Annotated in this window: 24 protein-coding genes; 1 reads left to right on the forward strand and 23 read right to left on the reverse strand. The window is 49.6% G+C overall.

Annotation, left to right across the window (positions count from 1 at the left end; genetic code table 11):
* Positions 1–13: 13 nt before the first annotated feature.
* The 6 genes from LDN30_RS07805 to LDN30_RS07830 all read right to left on the reverse strand — a co-directional run bounded on the left by LDN30_RS07805 (position 14) and on the right by LDN30_RS07830 (position 6442).
* Positions 14–2086 (reverse strand): hypothetical protein, encoded by a 2073-nt coding sequence (locus tag LDN30_RS07805; RefSeq protein ID WP_223929168.1) that lies wholly within the window; start codon positions 2084–2086, stop codon positions 14–16.
* Between the two features lie 2 nt (positions 2087–2088).
* A complete protein-coding gene (locus LDN30_RS07810) occupies positions 2089–3135 on the reverse strand; it encodes a hypothetical protein (protein WP_223929169.1) in 1047 nt (348 codons plus the stop codon).
* Between the two features lie 11 nt (positions 3136–3146).
* Complete coding sequence (locus tag LDN30_RS07815; RefSeq protein WP_223929170.1) at positions 3147–3347, reverse strand: hypothetical protein; 201 nt, start codon at positions 3345–3347, stop codon at positions 3147–3149.
* 11 nt (positions 3348–3358) lie between these two features.
* Positions 3359–4513, reverse strand: coding sequence for a hypothetical protein (locus LDN30_RS07820; RefSeq protein WP_223929171.1), 1155 nt, complete (start codon positions 4511–4513; stop codon positions 3359–3361).
* Between the two features lie 12 nt (positions 4514–4525).
* Positions 4526–5959, reverse strand: coding sequence for a hypothetical protein (locus tag LDN30_RS07825; RefSeq protein ID WP_223929172.1), 1434 nt, complete (start codon positions 5957–5959; stop codon positions 4526–4528).
* Positions 5960–6196: 237 nt separating this feature from the next.
* Positions 6197–6442 (reverse strand): hypothetical protein, encoded by a 246-nt coding sequence (locus tag LDN30_RS07830; protein WP_223929173.1) that lies wholly within the window; start codon positions 6440–6442, stop codon positions 6197–6199.
* On the opposite strand from LDN30_RS07830, the gene LDN30_RS07835 reads away from it, so the two are divergent.
* Positions 6429–6584, forward strand: coding sequence for a hypothetical protein (locus tag LDN30_RS07835; RefSeq protein ID WP_223929174.1), 156 nt, complete (start codon positions 6429–6431; stop codon positions 6582–6584). The genes LDN30_RS07830 and LDN30_RS07835 overlap by 14 nt on opposite strands.
* Before the next feature lie 264 nt (positions 6585–6848).
* Here LDN30_RS07835 and LDN30_RS07840 read toward each other — a convergent pair whose 3' ends face one another.
* The 17 genes from LDN30_RS07840 to LDN30_RS07920 all read right to left on the reverse strand — a co-directional run bounded on the left by LDN30_RS07840 (position 6849) and on the right by LDN30_RS07920 (position 22113).
* Entirely contained in the window at positions 6849–7835 is a 987-nt protein-coding gene (locus LDN30_RS07840; protein ID WP_223929175.1) for an ArdC family protein, read from the reverse strand.
* Between the two features lie 36 nt (positions 7836–7871).
* Positions 7872–8111: a hypothetical protein gene (locus LDN30_RS07845; protein ID WP_223929176.1), complete on the reverse strand. Its 240-nt coding sequence runs from the start codon at positions 8109–8111 to the stop codon at positions 7872–7874.
* A gap of 673 nt (positions 8112–8784) precedes the next feature.
* Positions 8785–10407, reverse strand: coding sequence for a hypothetical protein (locus tag LDN30_RS07850; RefSeq protein WP_223929177.1), 1623 nt, complete (start codon positions 10405–10407; stop codon positions 8785–8787).
* Positions 10385–10984, reverse strand: a complete 600-nt coding sequence (locus tag LDN30_RS07855) for a hypothetical protein (protein ID WP_223929178.1) — start codon at positions 10982–10984, stop codon at positions 10385–10387. Before LDN30_RS07855 ends, LDN30_RS07850 begins: the two co-directional genes overlap by 23 nt.
* Positions 10985–11179: 195 nt before the next feature.
* Positions 11180–11752 (reverse strand): C4-dicarboxylate ABC transporter, encoded by a 573-nt coding sequence (locus LDN30_RS07860; protein ID WP_223929179.1) that lies wholly within the window; start codon positions 11750–11752, stop codon positions 11180–11182.
* Positions 11730–12596, reverse strand: a complete 867-nt coding sequence (locus LDN30_RS07865; protein WP_223929180.1) for a hypothetical protein — start codon at positions 12594–12596, stop codon at positions 11730–11732. The genes LDN30_RS07860 and LDN30_RS07865 overlap by 23 nt, the downstream gene beginning before the upstream one ends.
* Before the next feature lie 172 nt (positions 12597–12768).
* Positions 12769–13398 carry a hypothetical protein gene (locus LDN30_RS07870; protein ID WP_223929181.1) on the reverse strand — a complete coding sequence of 210 codons (630 nt, stop codon included), beginning with the start codon at positions 13396–13398 and terminating at the stop codon, positions 12769–12771.
* Positions 13399–13468: 70 nt separating this feature from the next.
* Entirely contained in the window at positions 13469–14488 is a 1020-nt protein-coding gene (locus LDN30_RS07875) for a hypothetical protein (RefSeq protein ID WP_223929182.1), read from the reverse strand.
* Between the two features lie 2 nt (positions 14489–14490).
* Entirely contained in the window at positions 14491–15606 is a 1116-nt protein-coding gene (locus tag LDN30_RS07880) for a Clp protease ClpP (RefSeq protein ID WP_223929183.1), read from the reverse strand.
* A gap of 58 nt (positions 15607–15664) precedes the next feature.
* The gene (locus LDN30_RS07885; RefSeq protein ID WP_223929184.1) at positions 15665–16072 is read right to left on the reverse strand and encodes a hypothetical protein; all 408 of its coding nucleotides are present in this window, start codon (positions 16070–16072) and stop codon (positions 15665–15667) included.
* An 82-nt stretch (positions 16073–16154) separates the two neighbouring features.
* A complete protein-coding gene (locus tag LDN30_RS07890; protein WP_223929185.1) occupies positions 16155–16640 on the reverse strand; it encodes a hypothetical protein in 486 nt (161 codons plus the stop codon).
* A 706-nt stretch (positions 16641–17346) separates the two neighbouring features.
* A complete protein-coding gene (locus LDN30_RS07895) occupies positions 17347–20286 on the reverse strand; it encodes a hypothetical protein (RefSeq protein WP_223929186.1) in 2940 nt (979 codons plus the stop codon).
* A 71-nt stretch (positions 20287–20357) separates the two neighbouring features.
* Positions 20358–20606 (reverse strand): hypothetical protein, encoded by a 249-nt coding sequence (locus tag LDN30_RS07900; RefSeq protein ID WP_223929187.1) that lies wholly within the window; start codon positions 20604–20606, stop codon positions 20358–20360.
* A 186-nt stretch (positions 20607–20792) separates the two neighbouring features.
* On the reverse strand, positions 20793–21101 hold the full coding sequence (locus LDN30_RS07905) for a hypothetical protein (RefSeq protein WP_223929188.1): 309 nt from the start codon (positions 21099–21101) through the stop codon (positions 20793–20795).
* Positions 21098–21301 (reverse strand): hypothetical protein, encoded by a 204-nt coding sequence (locus LDN30_RS07910; RefSeq protein WP_223929189.1) that lies wholly within the window; start codon positions 21299–21301, stop codon positions 21098–21100. Before LDN30_RS07910 ends, LDN30_RS07905 begins: the two co-directional genes overlap by 4 nt.
* A gap of 72 nt (positions 21302–21373) precedes the next feature.
* Complete coding sequence (locus LDN30_RS07915; RefSeq protein WP_223929190.1) at positions 21374–21901, reverse strand: helix-turn-helix transcriptional regulator; 528 nt, start codon at positions 21899–21901, stop codon at positions 21374–21376.
* Complete coding sequence (locus LDN30_RS07920) at positions 21889–22113, reverse strand: hypothetical protein (RefSeq protein ID WP_223929191.1); 225 nt, start codon at positions 22111–22113, stop codon at positions 21889–21891. Before LDN30_RS07920 ends, LDN30_RS07915 begins: the two co-directional genes overlap by 13 nt.
* Positions 22114–22146: the final 33 nt, after the last annotated feature.

Genomic DNA, 22146 nt, shown 5'->3' on the forward strand with positions numbered 1-22146 from the left:
ATTAATATTACTTTTATTCACCTGTAAATAAGCCCTCTATTGCATACCATGAGCCACCAATACTCTTGAACTTCACCAAGTCGTTCATTTGTATCTTGACAGATGTACCTATGAAGTCTGTAAAATTTATCCATTTCTCCTCGACAGTCGTTACCATCTTCGTGTCATTCAAACTCGAAGCTCCGCACAACAATGCATTCCTCACATTCTGTTTGACATAAAAATGATCTGTTGCCTCTGCGCAAAGAACATACACGTTGTGTGCTTCAACTGACATTCGTGTGTCTGCAATCATGTGCTTGCAGAAAATGGTGATTTCCAGACCATCGTAATCTGAGGCTTTTGGTAACTTAAAGAAATTGCCATGGATGCTGCCAGGCTCGTCCACGAAGAACGTGGTAGCAGGTTCTTTCTTGGGATCAATGACATACGTTGTCATTGTCGAGGTGAAGACAACAGTCTTAGTCCTCCCATACAACAAATTAGCCGAGACTGTACCACTGACATCAACGTCATGAAACTTGCCGCCAATGGCTTCCATACCAACAGCTCTCATTTTGCCGGTAAGGAAATTCAGATAAAGGTTAGGGTTAAAGTCCCCGTCCCCATCAGGATTTCCGTCATAAGCTTCATAACTGGCTGTTTTCCCGACTGAATCAACACCCTGCTGAGACATCATAAGATGATCGGCGAAGACAGCATCACCGATTTTCCCGAATTTAACCATCAAAAGTTCCGCCAGCAGCAAAGGCACTTTCTGTTGTTGCTTCCATGCTGTATTGCTGCTCGACGGTTCATTGTTAAGCAATGTACCCTCCTTGGCAGGATAATAGTAGAACTGATCGCTGCCGTGGCTCACAAGCGGCACGACCTGGGCTGTTCTGACATACGACACACCAGATTGCCACTCTCCTGCATAGTACATCATCGGACCGACTCCGCCTGTCTGACCAGGCTTGCCTTGCTCTCCAGTCAGCCGCATATATGTCGGCTGACCGTCCTTTGTCGTCGTGTCGCTGTATTTCTGCACTTGCATCCACAGATAAGGGAACGATGACGTGGTCGCCATTGGCGCGTCGGCCCAGCTGCTGCGTCCTAACGGGGTAGGAGCTGCCAGTGGTGAGGATGTTGTCAAGGCCGAGGAGATGTTGAAACGGTAGTCCGTCCATGCACCTCCGTTGCCCTTCTCACCCACGATCCGCACTGCTACGCCCCAGGTCTTTCCGCCGTCTTCACTTGTGCGCATCCAGATATCGCCGGTGGCGAATGGCGAATGCCAGTTCGTCTTGCCGTCAACGGAGTATTGTGCCGTCACGGTCTTGCCATCCTCACCTGTCAGGCGGACGTAGGAATATTCATGGCCATATAATATTGCCGTCCCTGTCGGCAGGTTCTTACGCTCCATCCGCATCCAGAGATAAGGGTAGTCCGTATTAGGCACCTGAGGAGCATCCGTCCAAGTTGTAGACTTCAGATTGCCAGGAACGGTGTATGCGTCTTTCGTCGTCTTATCCTTGCTCAGATTAAAGGTATAGTCGGTATATTCACCGTCTGTACCTTTCTCACCTACAATGCGGAACCAACTGCCATATGCAGCGTCGGTGCTTGATTTTGTGCGCATCCACTCATCGCCATCATTGTAGCTATCATGGATATTCGACTCATCTGGTTTCGTCGAGGTTCCTCCGATAAAGATAATTTCTCTACTGGGACAGTACTGTGCCAGCACACTTGTACCATTCACGCCGTTTACGACGGGCGAGATGGTACAGACAGCGAGCACGTCTTCGTCTATTAGTTCAATAATAACGGCTTTGGTACTACCCTTTGGCATAACTATGGTGGCTGGATTGTCATTTATATACTTACCTTCCGTTGCATTGCCAAAGCACAGATGACCATCAAACGTACACATTTCCCGCTCACTGCCGACAGTCATGTATGCCGTGAGAGTAACACTCACGTCACTGTCAGTAACATTCGGGTTGGTATTGGAGCAGACTATGGAATATACCACCGCGTCGTTGCCTGGTTTACCATCCTTAGGAGCGGGATAGAGCTTATCTAATGCTGTAACTCCAATCATAGTTATCTCTTAGCATGAATGCGTACGGCGACACCTTTGTGCTTATCGATGTTGTCGTAAGTAAGCGTTTTCTCCGTCAAGTCAGTAATTTCGTTACCGTCGTTATCCGTGAACGTAAAGTCGAACGTCCACCCCTCGGAGAGTTTGCCGGTTGCCCGTTCATAAACCTTGGGGTTGTACGTAACCGTCTGTCCTACATTCACACTCTGCGAGGGGATGCTGCGTCCGATGTCGATATAGAACGGATCGTGGATATCCGTAGCCTCTGCAGTACCGATATAGGTCTGGTTGTTGTAGTTTGCCAAACAGCGGAACAGCTCCGAGCCTTCAACACCGGCATTATACAGCTTCAAGACATTTCCGTTCACCTCCTGAATGCTGGCGATGGTAGTCATATTCTTCCATGTTCCATTCTCATTGCGCTGCCATTGATATTGTGCGCCATCCACATTCAATCCGCTGCGCTGCAGGTTGGCAGTGTACTGGATCCAGTCGTTGTCGTTTGACAGCACGTTGTCGCCGCTGCCATCCGCTCCCGTACAGGTGACGAGTACCTTGAAGCTGTCGCCAGCTGATGCCTGAATGGGAATGAGCTGGTCGCACACGAAGTTTAGTCCGTTGTATGAGCTCTTGTAGTAGATGTGCTTATCGCTCTTATACTTATCTGTAAGATTACCCTTTATCTTCAATGCCGGGAATGTTTTACCATTGGAATCTACAGTGGTCAACTCGAAATAATTTTTCCAGATATCCTTCACCTTACCATTCTGGAGGATGCCACCCTCCTCAGTGATGTTGCCGATATACCACTGTTGGCCAGCCGTCTCCGGCACAATGATGTCGCCGCGCTTCGTGCTGTACGGACGCGGATACATCAAAGCAGGATGTTTCGTGAAGTCGGTGCCCACCACCTTACCCGTAGAGGGATTGTAATACTGCTCCAGTCCGACATTGGTCTCACCGTTGACCCACACGATACCCATACCAGGGGTGAGGGTATCACCATCATCGAAGGTATAGAGATTGTCAATTGCTGATATTGAGTTCATAATCGTATTGTTTACTTGTTCGTAATCTCTTTGATAGTTTTCTGTGCTTCCCACGCACTTACATACCGTGCACCCAGCTGTTTGGCTTCCTCTATGCCGAACACCTCCAAATCAGAGGTGTTCACCACATAGCCATGCTGCTCATCACCGGTACGGAAATCAGTTAGGCCGAGCTGCCTTGCAAGATCGGCCGGAATAATGTAGTAATCCATATCTATTCGTTTTATTCTGTTTCTACCTCTGATGTCGGGAACCTGCCTACGAGAGGCTTGCCATCGGTGTCTGCGAGGAAACTGCCGTCTGGCAGTATGATAGGACGGTAGGCACTCAGCTCACGGCATACGCCGCCAATCTGGTGCTCGCCGGATAGCTGCTCGCGCTGTATCGTGAACTCGGTGCCGTTGCCCAGGCATTTCCACTCACTCGTTGCATTCTCACGATAGAAGAGTTGGATATCGAAGTACCGTTGTGGGTTCGAGATGTCCCCTTGCCGGTTCGTTACCTTTGCCACGGCCTTCGTCTGCCGTGTGGTGGATTTAAGAAACTTGGCATAGGCGAATTCATACGTATCATCCCACTGCCCATACCAGCGGCGGAGCAGCGTCGATGCCCCCAGCTGCTGTGCCGGGTCGCTCTTTGGCCAAGCCGTGACGCGCAGCAAAGTATGCTGAATGAAGTCCACATCTACGGTGATCTGAGAAGCGTCCTTACCGGTGACATACCACAGATCTGATGTTTCGTCGATGTCTCTCCAGCTCTTATTGGTAGTCTCGAATGTCTGCCATTTATACCCGGCATGATCCTTATCGAGAGGCACACCGCCGTTCATCAGCGCAGCCTCGATGGGAAACTTACCGTAATTTTTAAACGGCGAGAAATTCATCTTCGACGGGAAGCGTAGTTCCAGGTTCAGGTTCGTTTCTGTCTCATCCGCCGTTATCAGGTTCTTATGCCACTCAAAGCGAGTGGTTTCCTTACGTATGGCATTATAGTATTCGCCGTAGAAGTCTATGCTCAGCATCTGAGAGGTCTCAACATTTCGTCTGACGGTCAGCGCATTGACGGTATCGACGAAGTAGTCGCCAGTCGTAGCACTCGTGCCCTTTGTCATCTGGATGACATTCTTACCGTCAATGAGTCTTACCGTCCACACGACATTTCGCATCGACGAGGCGTAGTCGCCTGTCGGGATGTTGCCTTCCGGGTCGCTGATGATGAGACTTGGCTTCATCTGGTACGGCGTAATCGTCCTGTCTGGGACGAATGTTCCCAACAGCGTGTTGTATTTCTGAATCTTGCTGCCACCAAACTCCACCATGGAGAATGCGAAGCTCAGCGCAGGGTGGATAACCCGGCCACCCGTAATTTTCATCTTCATATTTTATCCTCTTTATATCACGATTGAATAATCCTGGTCATATTTACTGCCGTCGGGGAATATCACCACGACCTTGTAACCTACCTTACTGCCAGCCTCCCACTCCGATGGCAGATCCATCTTTGAATCCACGAACAACGAAAGTTCATGAAAGTTCTCATGGCGAGCGTTCCATGCCGTGTCGCCGTCGGCATCGTCGCTGATGCGCGTCCAAATGACCGTGCACCCAGTGAGTTCCTCGGCTTTCAGCTGCATCTCAGCGTTCCAAACGGAGGCCTTTAGCGTTGTCGTCCAGTCAGTTCCGGCACGGAACCAGTTGCCCGCCGAACTGACGATGCTGATGCTCATGTTTGAGCCGCCAATGAGGCACGTCCAACTGGTGTTGCCGTATCTCGGCTCGCTGCCTGAGCACTCATCCACGGAACACTCCCAGTAGCAGCCTTTCCACCAAACGCGGTCTTTATAGTATCCCTTTGCCGTATCGTCCCATCCCTTGATGTACTTCCTCGACGCGTTCCACTGCCCGCAGTCGCGGGCTTGGTACATGGGCTTGCCGAGGTAGTCCAGTAGGATGATATTCTGCGCGATGATGGTGTGGAAGTACAGACAGGGTTGTTCCTTCGAGATGACACCTTTCTGCAGCAAGTCGTGCACGACCTGTATGTCGGGAGGCAGGCCCACAAATGCAGCATAGTTCGAGCCATGTTCCGAGTCCTCGACGATGGGTTTGTCCACGCCCTGCAGGAAGAGCCAGCGACCATCGTTAGAAGAGACAAACCACACGCTCTGCCGTGAGGTGTCAACCGTGTTGCCCCATCGGATGATGCGTGCCGTGGGCACTGGGGCGTAGTTCTTACCGCCCGGCACGTCGCTGTCACTGTAGAGGGAGCAGACGGCGGTATTCGCCGTGGTATCTACCTTATCGACTCGCAGCCAGAACGAGTAATGAGTCTTTCCCGTGTCGAGACGGTTCACCTTGCCAAGAAGTATGTCGTTGACGTGAAAGGTATGGTGGTCGGCATCATACTCTTTCCGGAAGGTCAGGGTGTACTGCCCGATATCGGTGTGCTCCACCTGCTCGATGATGCCTTTGTCGGTGAAGTAGGTGTCGCCCTCCAACACGTTTTGATGGTTGAACACCAGTTCGTTGAAGATGGCCGAGCCATCGACGCGGATTGAGCCGCAGACGATGGAACCGTCCGGGTTGAGCCTTATCTGCTTGCTCTCGCCTATGACGCAGCCCATGAGCAGCGTGAGAACTCCGGCGGCAGTGTCGGCCGTATCCTTGCGAAGGTAAGGAGCACCGGCAATATACGACAGCAGCGCAAGGAAGGCGTTGCCTATCCTCGTTGCGGTGTTGGCATACGTGTGACGCTCATCGCGTATGCCCTCGTAAAGTGTCCGCAGCTGCAGTAGCGCTTCATTCGGTGTGAGTGTGTCTGCCATTCTCTGTTCTTTTTCCGCAAAGATAGTCTATATAATGTATGGCAGAAAATACATGCTAAATGTCGGCTCAAGGACATCTGTTGGCAGTAATTACTTGTAAAAAATAAAGAAATCACCAAATCCGGCAATTTTGGGCCAATCCGAAATGCAGGATTTGACCGCTCTGCCCACTAAAACGATGTCAATACCTCGGCAAGTGGGCGTTTTTCGCGCAAAAGGGGTCCCAAGTTACCGTTTTCAGGCGGCAATTTGGGTGGTTTTGCGCGAGTTTTCCACTGTCAAAAAACGCAAACCGCCCAATATCAGCGATTTGGCGGTTTGTGTGGCGGCTCTGCCGCCGATGCCTGCCTTACCACCACCCACCGCCCTAAAACGCCTTGGCAATTGCCTCCCTTTGATATAGCGGAATATGTAAAGACCTTTCAATTCTGCAACGTCGGCAATTAACTCTTTTGTCGCTGCAAGAGGTATGGCAATTGCCATCCGCGGTATGCGCCGGACGGATGAGCATCATCGGTTCAGCGCTACCAATGAATGTCCTAACCTATCTCCACTGCCATACGGTGTGCCATTGGCCTGCCACCGGCACACTGTATGTTGGTGGGTTAGCCTGCGTGGCAACTGAACGCAAAGAGCAGCACTTGCCATAAGCGACAGCGGCACATGGGTGTGACGATGCCCAGCGCAAGGCATGTGCTGCCACTGTCCCATCCTCTCACCCCAGTGCTACTGTATGCCTGGTGCGTCGCGCAGTGAACCAGCCATGCGGTCCACGTAGCGTAAGCTGAAGGCAGACTGTAGCACTGGGGGTACGTGCCTTCTCGAAGTACACAAACAAAATCCCCGAAGCCCGGAAGCCTCAGGGATGAGTTATCCGTTGTACCAAGCATTAGGCGAGCTTGTCCAGTATCATCCTGCTGGCCTTCTCCACGTCGGTCATGAGCGAGAGCACATACTTAGGCTGCTCACGCAAGGCATTGACCCAACCTTTACAATAAGCCGCGTTGTTGTTGATGATACGCTTATCGAACCCAAGCACCTGCCCAACACGTGCCGCACCAAGCTCAGCGACCAGTTCCTCTTTAGCGTAGAGCGTATCGCCGAACTTCTTTCCTTTCTCGCGATTGAGACGGCTGGCTGTGCCAGTGGAGTGTATCATCTCGTGGAGCATGGATGAGTAGAACTCCTGTCCGTCCTTGTATATCTCTTCGGCGGAGGCCCCGCGCTTGAACTGCTCCTTACGAGGGACGATTATCATATCACGCGTCGGAGAGTAGAACGCACCGTCGGCATCATTCGTGGCCTGTATCGGGCACACCCAGGACTGTTCCTCTATCATTCTGTCAAGGGCTGCGTTGGCATACATACCCTGTGAGTCCTTAGCAATCTCACAGCCGAAGCCCTCCTTCAGGGCATTGACCTTATCAGGCTGTTTCTCCTCTAAGTTGGTCTGTGCCACATTGAAGACACTGTAGCTCTTCAGGAAAGGGAACTTCGTACACTTCTCCTGCTCATCCTTACTCATCTTATGGTAGGTGTCAAGAGAGATACGCTTGCCGGCAGGAGTGGTGATGGAATAATCCCAGAAGATGACAGGCATGGACTTAGAGCCTTTGTTGACATGGGCACCGAGGCGGTTGGCCTGCTTGAGGGTACAGTAGATAGGATGCTCCCAGTTATTCAGTGCGCAGTCCATCATCAGCCAGAAAACGTTGCAACCCTGATATCTGTTGCCCTCGATGTTAACGGGGCTTCCCCCGATAGTGCGACCGATCCAGCCCTGTTTCCAGTCGCTTGCCTGCATCTTTTCGATGCGCTCGATAATCATTGATGCGAACTTCTCCATTACGATCTCGTTGTGTTCTGTGAACTTCATAGTTGTATAATTTAAATTGTGAAACGTTCTTGTTGATTAATCCAAAGCTGTTACTGTGATATACTGAATGTCAACCATCACATCCATTGCCATGCGCTCAGCTGCTGCCGTGGCCTCTGCGCAAGAGTCAGCCGTTACCTCGAATGTGATGTAGTCTCCGTCCTCGCCGTTGACTTCTACCTGATAGAGGTTCTGAGAGAAGAGATGGCTCTTGCGGTTGCGCTTCGTGAAACCATTGGCGGTGAGGTGCTGCTGTGTGAAAGTTGATGTTGTCATGATGTTGAAATTTTTAATTGTTGGACTTTTATTAATTTTTACGTGCATAAAAGGAGCAGCAATCGGAAAGGCCTTAGATGCCAGTTTTGGCCGTAAAATTTTTCATCTTCAGACTTGGAAAGTTGGATAAGGCAAACCTGCCCCAACTTTCTGAAAAATTTTACGAGACAACCGTAGGCTTGAACTTGCAGAGGCCGGGATTGCGCTAACTTTGCAAAGGAAAAATTCAAAGTCCGACAATGCCCGGAAAATTTCATCATGACAACATGCCACAACTTTCAGCAGCACCCACCAGACAAATGGTTGAAGCGCATCCGTATGAGCTTACAAAATAATCAGAACATCAAGGCAGAAGTTTACGGCAGGACGGTTAAGAGACTACTCATCGAGAAACGGCAATCGAATAATAGAGCAGGGGCCACGGCAGCAGCTATGCGATGGCACAAACAATGATGCCATTCAAGTATATTGCGGTAACAGCTATGGACAACAAGAGTACCGATAAATGACAACTATGAGGTTCACAGAATACATACGAGTCAGTATGCGGTCGCATCCTACCTAAGACTATCAAGCCTCGTGAAGATGCTGCAGCGACAAAAACAAGAAAAAAAGGACGCTCCCATCATCAGGAACGCCCCTTACATTATATAATGGCAAAAGAAAGTGGTTGCTATTTCGAATATCCATTGGTGGACACACTGCGATACTGCATGACTGGGAACCGCTCTACCCCGATGCACAGCGTGTCAAACGCGTCGGAGCCGTCGGTACGGCTCTCCAGCTTGTCCTCTTCGGTCTCCGCAAGTTTTTCACCGCTCTTATCTTTCTGGCCATTCTTGACACCGGCCGAGGTGATGGAGATGAGCAAATCTGGATTGTTGTCCCTGTTGATGAGCACCAAGTGGCGGGCACGGCCACGGAACATGCGGTTGATAAGGTCATTCTTCAAGATGTGGTTCATCGGCTTACCGATATACTTGGACTTCACGTTCCACCCCTTGCGACGCAGTCCCGTGATGATCATGCGATAGAAGGCCTCGGAATGGGTGCCATAGCTGTTGCCCACGAAGGTGGCATCGTAGTAGAACACTACCTGATGGCGACGGTGATAGCGGTAATAGTCGTTGAAATCATCAAGCAGTTCCGGGATCTTCCGCTCGTACTTAACGAAGAAGGACTTCAGGACACGGAGCTTGCCATCCTTGCCCACCTGGCCACAGACCAGCCAGTTGATGTTCGCGTTGGCATCAAAGGCGATGATGAGCGGCAATTGAGCGTCGAGGTCGCTATCCTGACGGCAGTCGTTGGGGATGGCACCGTCATTGAGCGCTTCGAGATTAAGCACATTCTCATTAGGCGCAGTGTAGAGGTTGACATCCTCCCTCATGCCGCCGTAGAAGCCGTCTGTACTTATCTCAATGCGCTTGCACATGATGGACGTGGCGAAGGTCAGCGGCGGCAGGTCGCGCTTGGCACGGCGGATAAACTCCTCACCCAAGAGGGCGAGGTTCTGGATACTGGTGTACTCCTTATAGAGAAGGCACTTTGACCGCAGGAAGCTCAGCTTCGCGTCGATGCGATCTATTTTCTTCTGTATGGCATCCGCCTGCGAGGGCATCGCCTTCTGCTGGCGCTTGGCCCGCCACTTGGCATAGACCAGTCCCTCAATGGCTTCCACAAGTTCCTTATCCATGTCATCCTTGTAGGAGAGGAACCAGCTGCCCTTTTTCGTCACCGGCATATCAGAGGTGATGGTCATGCCGTGGTGCAGCGGGAAGTTGTGGAAGTACTGCTCGTTGCCTCGGTTGGCCTGAAAAGTTTCATCCTTCAGCTGCTCAAAGTTGATGAATTTCGCCTCGTCTATGATGATGTAGTCGAGCGACATCGAGTTGCTGGTGCCGGCACGGTCCTGGGAGATGATGTTACACACCGAGCCATTGTAGAATGAGATAGTATTCTCCCAGTTGGCGGGCGTGAAGATGGGCGATTTCCAGTGCAGGGCCTTCCATGGACGTTTGCCGACAACATAGTGAAGGTCGCGCTTGAACCCCCATCGCTCCAAGTGTATGAGCATCGAGGGCAGGATGTTGGTCAGGCACCGCTTGACCGACGGCGAGACGAAACCACCCATAGACCCCGGCATACCCTGAAAACACGTCATCAGACGGCCCGCCTGTATGGCTCCCTTACCCATACCACGCCCGGCAACGATTACCTCGTCGCGCGTGTTCATGGCAAGGGAGTAGAGCTGCGGATCGTTGAAATATTCCTTATGAACCTGTTCCGTTTCCATCGTGCTCTTCCTTTATCTCCTCATAGTCTGCATCCTCAATCTTCGTGTCGCCGTATTTCTTCTCCAACTTCCGTATGCGGTCGCGCAGACCGGGAACCTTTTGTATGCCGATGACCGTCGGATCATCGGTCATCTCGAACTGCTGCGGCACAATCTTATCAAACTCCAATTCCGGCTCATCGTCCTTGTCAGTGCGGTTGTTCATGATGCGGTTCTTCTCTATCGAGGCCGCGGCGCGCAGATCGCCTCGCTGCCTGGCCAGACGAAGATCTTCTTCAAGGTCGCGGTTGATTTTCCAACGCATGAACTCCTTGGATGCCTGTTGCAGATTACCCATGAGAATCTGAGTCAGATGCAGGTCGTCGTATGCCTGAGCCCTGCCGACCTTGAACTTCTTCATGTCGTAATCCACAATCTCCTTATCGAACTTCGACGGGAACTGCAGCCAGTAGGCGTAGATGCCACGAAGCCGCTGCAGCCGTTCCCGGACGGAAACGGCCACATTTTGCGCCTGAAGTTCGTTATCGTCGAGGACGACCAGACGCGAGTATTCATCTATGTTGACTGGTAAGCTCATACTTATATCATTGTCACTGAGGATAGTTGTCTTTCTATCATACTGAGGCATTCTGATACCGAGAACGGCGAGCCGGCACGCGCAGCGTCCCGGATGTCCTCGCGAATTTCCCTTGCTGTTATTGCCACACCATGGAAAAAGGCAATCCGCGCAGGATGGCCGAGCGTATTGATATCATCGGTCAGTTCCGTCTCATCAATACCCAAAAGGGCGGAAATCTCCGCCGGAGTCATCATGCGCCTCGCCTCTTCCTCTATCTTTTGAAGCAACTCTTTCGAATAATCCATTGAGGTCAACTGATTTCTTAATGATTTTGTCAAGTCCAATATAGAGATCCAGGAAAGCCTGCTGTGATGTGGTAACCATGGTACACTCAGCACGGTCACCATAAGTCTGGTTCTGCGATGATATGACAGATACCGTCCAACGTTCATTTTGTACCAGTACTATCTTCGAGTGGTTCTGCGCAAGATAGACATTATCGAAGCAGCTGCTCATCAGCTTAGCCAACTGCATTGTCTTTCTCGATGCCTTCAGGTCCGCCACAAGTGATGCTTTCTCGATAAGTCCTTTCTTCCTCAGATTGAGGAAGCCGGAGCAGAAAGCATCCGACGTAGAGAAAGTGCTGACCCAGACATCAGCACGTCCTGTCTGCGACAGAATCCATCCGAGCAGACCGAGCGTGTGAAGTCCGTTACCGAGGAAGTACTGGTGCGACTGGCGCGTGAGCGGCTGCAATATGTCATCAATTCTCCTGCCCCTGCTCATTGTCTATATCCTTATCATCGGTGGAATCGGCATTTTCTGACGGTTCAACCGTCTCAGATGGTTTTCCCTCAGGGAAAACGACACCGGCATCCGTAAGTTTCTGACGGAGGTCATCACCGATAATCTCGCCACTGTTGAGCAGCAGCTGAACCCGATCCATTACACTTTGGAGTGAAGTGTTGTAGTCCAGGATGGTTTTGTCGTCTGCATCGTCTGCGAGAGCTGCCTTTCTTTTATTAAGAAGCTTATCATCTTTGACAGCCTTGCTCAGATAGCTGCGAGCGTTGGTAATGGCTTTGGCGTAGTCAACAGGCGTGGTCTCTTTTTGTGCAGTTTCATCGCTATTCTCTATGACGTAATCATCGTATCTTGCGAACTCCGACTTGTACTTATACCACGTCTCTTTGAGTGCGTTGAGCGACTCCGCACGGTCGCACGGTTCCTTAATATCCTGACAGGTATAATACAAAGCCTTGATTTTCTTCCACCGCTCAGCGTTTTGTTCCCAGATAGCCTTGATGCTATCCGGCAGCTGATCGTGGTCAGCACGCTTACCTTTATGCAGAGGCAGGTCCTGCTCTTCATCAGTTTTATCCTCATTGTCTTCTGGCTCAGATTCTACGGCTGCCTGCAGTTCACCAAGCAGTTCTTTCGTCTGACGTTGTACGTCTTCGAGAGTCTGTCCACGCTGTCTGATTGGTACGAACTTCTTCAGCTCGTACACGACAGTGGACTCGAAACGCTTTGGGTTGGTCAACACCGTCTGAAAGAGCTGGCGGTTCCGGTTGAGCTGCAAGAGCAGTGTGGCACCACTGATAATGTCCTCGTTAGTTCTTTCGGACATATCCAAAAAATCATTAAGCCTCTGTGTAATTGAGTTGTCGATTGGCATGATTTAGAAATATTTTCAATGTTACTAAAAGGGGGCGGTCTCACGATCACACGTGAGGACCGCCCCCGCATCTATATATATATGAGAAGAGATGTCTTTGTTATCCTGAATCAATCTTCTCACCTTAGCTGCCAGTACCGGCAGAGCCTGACGCATCCTTACCTGTCGATGCCGCAATTTTACCTGTAGCACCATCGATGTCGCCATCAGTGGTATGGATCTTACCCGTATAGAAAGGAGCGGCGCAGTAGTCGGTAGCAGATGCCTCCACGGTAGTAGTGTTGGAATCTGTCGGCGAAGCGCCGGTATCCTGTTTGAGCGACAGTTCGGCATCGAAGTCTTCATTACCAATGATGCGGTACTTTCCGTTGCGCTGTGGCACAAGGAAGACCATCTCATCGTTGTTCATCTGATTGATAAGACCAGTTGCCTCCTCCTCGGTTCCGGGGATGGCTATTGTTACCTTATTGAGGAAAGTCTTGGCGCCATCCGTGCCCTGGTTCTCAACTTCAATCTTACCGTTGTTCTTGACTATACCAATCTTATAGAAGTATTTGTCAGCGGCAAGAACGAAATCCCCCTTAGTCTGGGCAGCTTCTTTAAGGTCGGCTGGTGCTTCACTTACAGCAGGATAAGAGAGAATGTCTCTTTTTGAAGTGGTATACACCCAATCACGTATGCCCGGCAGTTTCTTTTGTCCTGGGCATTTCTCCAAATCCGCATAGACGGATGGATTTTTAGTGCATTTTGCCATATCTTTGAGTTCTTTAAATCGTTAAATGATGTGATGACCGTCGCCCATGAGCGGCGGTCATCGTTATACTTTAGACAGTCGGCTTCTTCTCTGCCACTGCGAAGACCTCAGGCGACACACTCTCGAACTGGGTTCCGAAGAACATGTTGGCGATAAAGTCAACATCGTAGTGGTTCTTAAGAGACTTCTCGACGGTGTATGTCTCATCGTCTGACTTCTGGTTGTACAGGAGAAGAATATTCTTCTTCGGTGTGAGCAGGATGAAGTCCTTAGGAACGTTTGGCAGGGGCACCAGCTCTACGTTAGAAGCACCTTCGAGCGTACGCTTATCATAGCTTTGGTTGTAAGGCAGAGCCCCGTGGCGTGTCTGATAAGCTTCTGTGTAGAAGTGATAGGTCCTATCACTGATGAACATCTTCAGATCCTGCCCACGGAGGTTGTCATTGAGCTTTTCGTTGAAGTAGAAGTCCTTCAGCGCATCCTCGGCGTTGTCCCTTCCGATAGAGTCTGTAAAATAAACAAGGTTGCCCCGGTCCTCAGAGATATAAACTTTCTTATTCTCGTTGGTACCGGCAATGTCGTTGTCAATGATGGTTTTGAAGCCATTAAAGAAAGCTGCCGTCTTATCGAAGACAGTGCCATCGTGTTTGGCAGTGAACGCATTGAAGAAGAGACGCTCACCGAGCTTCTTCATGATGAATGCGCAAATCTGCACAACGATAGGCACGTTCTTAAGACCCTCGCCCTTGGTGATGTTGCTACCCCAGATGCTTTGGTAGATGGCGTTAGGGTCAATGGTCTCGATGCAGTTACCGAAGAAAGTCTCCAGTGTGCGACCGTCGATGTTTACATCGGCATCGTGCTGTTTGTCTTTCTTGTAGTTACCCATCTCGAAGTTACCCGACATTTCTGGAATCACTTCCTTATAGCGTATGCCTGTGCGTACAGAACAATGCTTCAGCAGTTTGTCCATTGCAAGCATCGGCTGAACGATAAGCTGCTCACGGTAAGTGATGAAAGTCTTACTGAGCTGCTCCGGAGTGAAGGTGATGTTGCCCACCTTCAATACATTTGTTGATGTGTCTGCCATTTTTAGAGGTCTTTAAGTGATTCTGCAAGGTCAAAAGCCGTGAAAGCAGCCTGGCCATCAGCAGGGTTATCGTTTGTTTTGTCCTCCGGCGAAGGGTTCTTCTGGAGGTTCTTAATCTGCTCGTCCTTTGCGGCGATGTCATTCTTTGCCTTTTGCAGCTCGGCCTTCAGCTCTGACACTTCATCCTTGGGCTGGTCTTTAGGAGCCTTAGGAGCGGGGCTGTCATCCTTATGCTCATCCTTTGGTTTGCCAAGCATCTCATTGAGCTTCTCGGTTTGCTCAGCAGTCAGGATGTACTGCCCTTTGTCATCGGTAGGCAGAGAGTCAACGGCAAGAGCGGCAAGCAGTACCGCATTTTCTTTAGTTTTACTCATCTGTTGTTGGTTATCCTCGACGTTAGATTTATGGAGCAGGTTCTTGATTCCCTGCAACGTCTTCTGCAGGAAGGTCGGAGTTGGATTGCCTTCGCTGTCAGCCACTGCTGCCATCGGCTGCTGTGGCTTCGGCAATGGCGGTATGCCTGCCTCCTTGTTGTTTTTATAGTTATTCATGAAAAGGTTGGTGATTTCAACCGTCGCCTTTTCGTCCTTGTCGTCTTCGTATATGGAATCCACAAGACCGAAGTCAACGGCTTCCTGAGCCGACATCCAGTTACCTTTGTTCATCTGAGCTGCGCACTCTTCTTTTGTCTTGCCGGTCTTGTCAGCGTACATCTGTGCCAGAACGTCGTCAAAGGTGGCAAGATCATCTTTCTGCTTCGTGAGGTTCTTGATGTAGGCATCAAGATCATCCTTATTCTTCTGCGAGTAGGTTTCAATCATCGTGCTCGTATTGTGGATAAGGAAGAAAGAACCTTTGACGATGTCGATAGTCTTGCAGCCCAACATGGCAATGGTAGAAATGGAAGCGTTCATGCCAAATGCATGAGCGTGGACATTGCCATGATTTCGGAACGCCTGGTAGAGTTCCAATCCGTCCTTGACATAGCCGCCATAGGAGCTGAAGCCGACATGCACCTCCTTACCCTTGTTCTGGTTAAGGACATATTGCACATAGTCGAAGGAAGCGGAGTTCCACCAACAGCCTATAGTGCCCGTTATCGTTATCTGATATTCCATTATCTGTTCTTTTTCCGCAAAGTTAATATATAAAAGATGTGAGTAAAAACACTTTGCATTAGCCTATTTGCGGTATAGACAATGGCGTAGTGTAGGTAATTGAGGCCTCAGTCCAAGAATTGTCCGTCGGTTTCTCAGGCATAGACTCTACTGTTGTCAAAATTGGAAACGGTCTTTTATTTGATCCAACGAGCAATTGCCTGCCGCCAATGAGGGTCAGTCGGTAAACATAGTTTTTTCTAAGTCCGAGTTCCTGACAGGTATAGAATTTAACCGTAGCCGTTCTCATTAACACCTTATCATCCACTTTTTCAGCAATTGATAATGTTGGATATGGTCTGACGGCAATTTTCTCCCATTGAATACCATCGGGAAGTTTAACAGTGTCGAACGAGGTTCTTTGCATCCCGTTGAGATCCTGGCACAATGCTCGTTCAACCTTGCGGATAATTTTCAGCGTGTTCATATCTTGTTTATTTTTAGTTTGGCAATCGCACGGTGGCGAACAAATCGGGGGTTATAGTAGACGCGATTTTTTGAAAAAAAACTCAGATTTTCTTGTTGGTTCCCTTCACCCTCTTCCGAAGATCAACGCCGTGCTCGAGATGAGCGTCGCGCATACGCTGGTAGCGCATCTTCAGCGTATAGTCATAGTCGGTCGAGATACCGTTGTTCTCACACCACGACCTGACGCAGTTGAGCAGCGTACACCCGCAACGCGTCATCTCGTTCATATCGTTCCAGAACTGTATCTTGAAGGTGTCCTCGATGATTTCATCAAGGGCACGGCAGGCAGACTTTGACATATAGTTATAGTAAAGCCAGTTTTTCTTTTTGTCATAGGGTATGGCGACTGGCACCGTGTCTTCCTCCGGCTTCTGAGGCAGCCAGTCCTTGGGACGCAGACCGACGAAGCGGCGGATGCAGGCGTTCTCTGCACTGCGAGAAGGAAAGGTGACCGGATTGCCGTAGTGATGAGTCAGCCATTGCTTGATAAACGGCTTGACCTTTAGGTAGAAGACAAATTTGCTCATATACTCTTTATTTTTTATAAATTTCTCACAAAGGTAGGAAATTAATGGGATATTTTCAAATATTAGGTAGAAAAGAGGTCGAAATTTCCTTATAATGTAAACATAATTTTACAGATTGCAAGTCTGCGTCCCCTTCTTCTCTCTCCGCTAACTTTGGCTTCCGCTGATTTCGTGAAATAATTTTGTGACAACGTTTCATTTGTGACAAGATTTGTAACCGTATGATTATCAATAGCATTTGTTGTCACAATAGTCTGTTGCGGAAAATATTGGCAAAAATCAAAAGTGCAACAAAGGCTTCAGACACCCCTCGGAAGATGTCTTGTCACAAACCCGATTTTTTTGTGACAGTTTGCAACGCAACTTTGTGACAACTTTGTGACAGCGCAAATCTCTGATTTATAGTCTTTTTCTTCTTTTTCAAACTCTCTGTTACAAAGTCACAAAGTTTTGGAACAAAATTAGAAAGGGGTCGGGGAAACGGCAAACCTTGCCGTGGGGCGCCTTGGGAAGAATGTCAAGAAATATTACCTTAACCAGACCGTGAGTTTCAGCAACGGAAAAGGCGGGGCTGCTGAATCACTCAGCAACTCCGCCCAGGCAAGCGATAAGATTAAAAATTATGCAAGAAAGTTACTTTGGAATTTGGCTATCTCGCTGAAAATAATTACCTTTGCATAGCAGATGGATTAATCTGCTACATTCATCAGAATGGGCAATCATCATCGGATTTCTCATTAGATTTGTCGAAGAGGTCTTGCTGTTTCGGCTGTGGTTCCGGCTTAGCCTCTTGAATTTCCTCCGGTTTGCTCTTTACGTAAATCATGTCCTTTATCTTGCTGGTACCATCAGCAGCGGTTACGCGCGACTGGATGCGTCCGGATGCGTTCTGCATCTCCTTCGGGTTAAGACAGTCGATCCAGGAGCGAGTGGCGCAGAATGCCTTCAGCTTCTTGTTGAAGCTCTGCATGGTGATACGGTTGACATTAGCAAAGCGCATGTAGTCATTTAGCACATTGTCACGCTCCAGCATCTTGTCGAGGTTGTCACCCTCAGGTGAGAAGTAGCCGTCGGCCCAGTCCTCGAAGTTCGCGCCCATGTCGGCCTTGTACTTGCGCTGGATGATGTTCTCCATCGGCGGCTGTGGCTTGTAGCCGGTGTCGGCAATGCTCAGGTAGAATCGGGTACACTGCAGCCAGAAGTTGATGTCGTTGTTCCATTCCTCCTCGGTGTAATCGTGCTCATAGAGTGTCTTATGGAAGTCGTCGCGGATGGAACGGGTCTCCAAATAGTCGTTCTCCTCCGTCCGCTCGTGGTACCAGTCCGAGAAGACCATGTAGAGGGCGCGTGCCTGACTCGACGGGTCGAAGTTGCAAGGCACATAGTTCGTTGTGAAGGCAAACTTCGGACTTTCGTCAAAGGGGATGGTAAACACGTGGTTGTTCTTCGGGTTGACGGTGAGATCTGAAGTGATGCTGTCATAGAACTGGCCGAGATCCATATAACGGTCGCAGTCATCGACGAGCACCATATCCGTGAACTGTGTCACCTGCTCCAGCACGTGCGGGTCGTCCATGAGGTTGCGCTTGCGCCCTGAGAGCGATACCGTCTTGCGCATCTTCTGGATGGTCTTGAAGAAGAAGCTCTTGCCCGACCGTCCGTTGCACTGGCCGTCCTCGCCAATCTTGTTGTCCATCGCCTGCGGTGCCCAGGCACGTGTCACGCTCTTGTAGCGGTGGAGCATGTATCCCATGACGAATATCTTGTTGATGAGGTTTTGCTTTTGCTCACGTATCTCATCGGCAGTGAGCCCATCGCCCTGGATGTCGAAAGGATGTTTTTCGAGGTATGCCTTCGCGCCCTCCGGATCGTCCTCGAAGTTGTATTCCGTCTCCTTGCGCCAGAAGAGACGGCTGGTATTGATTAAATAGCCAAAGAAATAGCTGTTGACATTGTGGATGTCAATGTCAAGGTATTCATGGCCGTCCTCGGCCTGTACCTTCTTTATCTCGAACATTGGGTCGAGTTTCTTGAAGCGGTGGTCGATGACATTCTCCTTCCACACGTAGTTGTTGATGCCGCCCTGCCCGTGCTCATAGGCCCTTATGCCGTCGTCGCCGGGCACAGGCTTGTGTACATCAACAGTGGCGTTGGCAAAGAAGAAGAGCTGGCTCTGTGAGGTGAAGTCGGTGAAGTCAAGCGTCACCTCGCCGAGGCTCTCCAGTGCAGCCCCGGACAGACGGGGCGAGTTGAGCACCAGGTTGAGGATATCGCGGCCCTTATGATGGTCGAGCACCCACTTGATGACAAACTGTCTTATCTCGCCCACCTTGATTTTCTTCACCACATTGCCGTCGATGTAGATGTATTCTGGATTGTCGCTGTTGTCGTCCTTCAGCGCATGGAAGCCATTCAGCGAAAGGAAATTGTATAGGCATGCGGTGTCTATCTCATATTTCTTCTTCCCGTCCTTGGTGAGCCATTCCACCCAGAACCTTGCGGGCAGTGCGTTGGCCATGAGGTTCTTGAAGTCTTTCTTCTCCGAGCGCAGCGCCATCCAGTCTCTCAGGTCCTTGCGGCCATGTCCGCGGTTGTCCTTGTAGCTGGCCAGCCAGTCGGGTAGCAATACGGTGTGTATGTCAATATAGGTAAGGGCCAGTTCGGTACCTTTGCGCCGGCCTGTCTCATCGATATCGGGGATGTTATATAGTACCTCGACGTATTTCATAATCTCGCGGTACTCCTCTGCCGACAGACTGTAGGTCTCTGAGTTGAACCAAAGCGGATGATAGCCCATCGACTGGCAGCAGAGTGAATCGCGCTCTCCGGAGCAGATGAACGCTTCAGGCAGTTTCTTCTCCTTATAGGGCTTGTCATCGTCGTGGGTGCGCTGCCATTCCTTTTCCTCCTCGGAGTTCATCTTATGGTAAGCAGCCTTCAGCTCTGACAGGCCGTTGATGTAGCGTTGGGGTTTCTTACCCGCAGGAGTGTATGAGAAGCGGAAACCTTTCTCAACGTTCAGCGGCTCATACACTTTATAGAACTTATCCTCGGTTTCTTCGCCGCTGGCCTCGTGTATCAGGCACTCGCGCATGAAGATGGGATAGTGGGGCGTTGAGTATTTCACCGTCACGCGCCGGTTCTTGACGTTGGCAATCCATTTCACCGAATGCCAGTGCAGCGCATCGACATCGGCTTGCTTCACCTTCGGGCCAAGAACCTGAAGCTCATCCGCCGTGAATTTCTCATTCAACTCAAAGGGACGGCTGCCGTCTGGCTCATCCTGCCTGGCATCACGCTGGCGGATGTCAGGCTTGTTGACGGTGCGGTTCAGTTCGTCTTTCACGCCGTATTTGGCGGCAAGCTGCAGCAGGGCCTCGTTGAACTGGCTCTGCCGCATGCCCTTGTAGTGCATATAAACACTGATGCCGTTCTCGCCCTTGCCGTCCCCGCCAAAGTCTGTCACCTGCCAGATCTTGCCGTAGCTCTTCGAGTCGTACTCACGAAGCGAGGCCGACGGCGTGCGCTCATCACGGATGGCGAAGTGCTTCTTCGTGTTCACGCATCCCTTGGCCTGTGGATAGCAGTCGAGGATAATGTCGAGCCCTCCGTGGGTGGCATTCAGTATATCTTCAGCTTTAATCATAATCTAATCTTATCGTTTAATGCTGCAAATATAGCTTGCAGATAATCTGGTGGCAAATACTGCCTGCTGTATCAGCCATTATCATTGTGGCGTTCCGCTATCTCCAAAGCAGCTTTCAGAATAATTGCGAAGCGTGGCTGATTGAGGATAAGCGATGCGATAGCAGTCGAAATATCGCATACATTGCCGCCATAGTTTGCAGTAACTTCATTAGAATCTTTGCCATTGTCGACGATGATGAAGTATGCTCTTCCATCCCGTTTCCACTCTTCGCCTTTATCTACTACCTCAGTGACAATCTCCGACCATTCCTTTTTCATATCTTCTTCATTCCTATTAAGCCTAATACAGGCTTGTTCTTATAGAGTGCTTCTTTTAGCATGATTGCCGTTGCCTTTTTCGATTCTTTGCGGCCTATCCTGCCGGTCTTCTTTAATTTGAATGTTAACTTAATGAAGATGCCAAACCTACGGCAATAGGCCTTTCTTAGTTTTCGATACGACATATCATTTGCCTCCTTCTGCTACCAGATCGAGACTTGGATATCTGTTCATTTCGAAACCATTCAGAAAGATGCTTGCTTTCTTTCCAAAATGAACATTGAAAGAATCACCCTTCTCATATTTCTGTTGTTTCAGAAGCCAGGCATGTCCAACTTCGTCAAACACTATGAGATTACCTATACCGCAATCTTCATCATAGCTTTCCGGATCTCCACAGATGAAGAAGTGCACCTGTCTGCCTTTCTGCATCTTAACTTCCAACTTCTCCAGATTGAGTTTATCAATCTGCTCTTCCATTTCTTTGATTGTCATTTCTTCTTTGATTTATAGGTTTCTATTGTTAATTCAAACTCGTCACAAGCGATTTCGTAAGGAGTCCTTCTGATACTTGGCAGATGTCTGGGAGCAATAATCAATTCTTCACCATCATCTGCCTTCAGAAGCATTTTGTTTCCTTTCTTATTTATCTTGATTTCCATATTTGCAAAGGGGCTTATTGGCGTATTGAACATATTTTTTAATCTCCTCGCACCACCTGCCATTTATACAGTTGCGCCCATGAGGGCAGCTGCGGCATTTATCGTTCATAGCATGTAGCCTCCCAACCGCATTACTCTTATGATTTCCCGGCAGTTTTTAACGCCGAGTTTGTCTCGCACACGCAGCAGCTGCGTCTTCACTGTGTTGCGGTTCTTATGCAGCTGTTGAGATATATTGTCAAGCGTACAGCCGTTTAAGTAGAGCTTTACCACTTCCTGCTCTCCTTTGGAGAGACGGACCAGGCTCTTGGGCTTACAAATGACATGCTCATCCTTGCAGATGCCACGCAAGGGACAGCGCACTTCCTCAAAGTTGAGGATGTCATGCTCGATGTCATTGGTGAGCAGGTCGTGCTCGCCAAAGTTGCAGCGCACAAAGCGGTCAACCATCTGTGTGGCATGCTCCTTATATAGTGTGGCCAGCCTTGCATAGCATTCTGGGAACCTGTTACGGATGATGGTTATCAGCGGTTCGACGACCTCTGAGAACTTGGTGAGCCGCTTCGGATCATGACCATCTTTCTTGTAATAGACCTGTCCTTCAGGACTGGTGTAGAACTCTAATTCTTCCATAAGCTTTCGTCATTAACCGCGAGGTTGAAGAGGACGATGTCAGCCTTTGACATCTCCAGCCTCCCTGCGAACTTGTTAATAATCGTGGTATATGCCATTCCATACTTATCCATGAGATAATGGAGTAGCTTACCCTTGTCCCTTTTCTTCATTGCATGGTAGTAATCCTGCAGGTCGACAGCCGACAAATCTTCAGTAATTTTCTTGTCCATTTCGTTTTTATTTATTAAATTTGTTGCAAAGAT

The sequence above is a fragment of the Prevotella lacticifex genome, assembly GCF_019973375.1.
GTDB lineage: Bacteria > Bacteroidota > Bacteroidia > Bacteroidales > Bacteroidaceae > Prevotella > Prevotella lacticifex.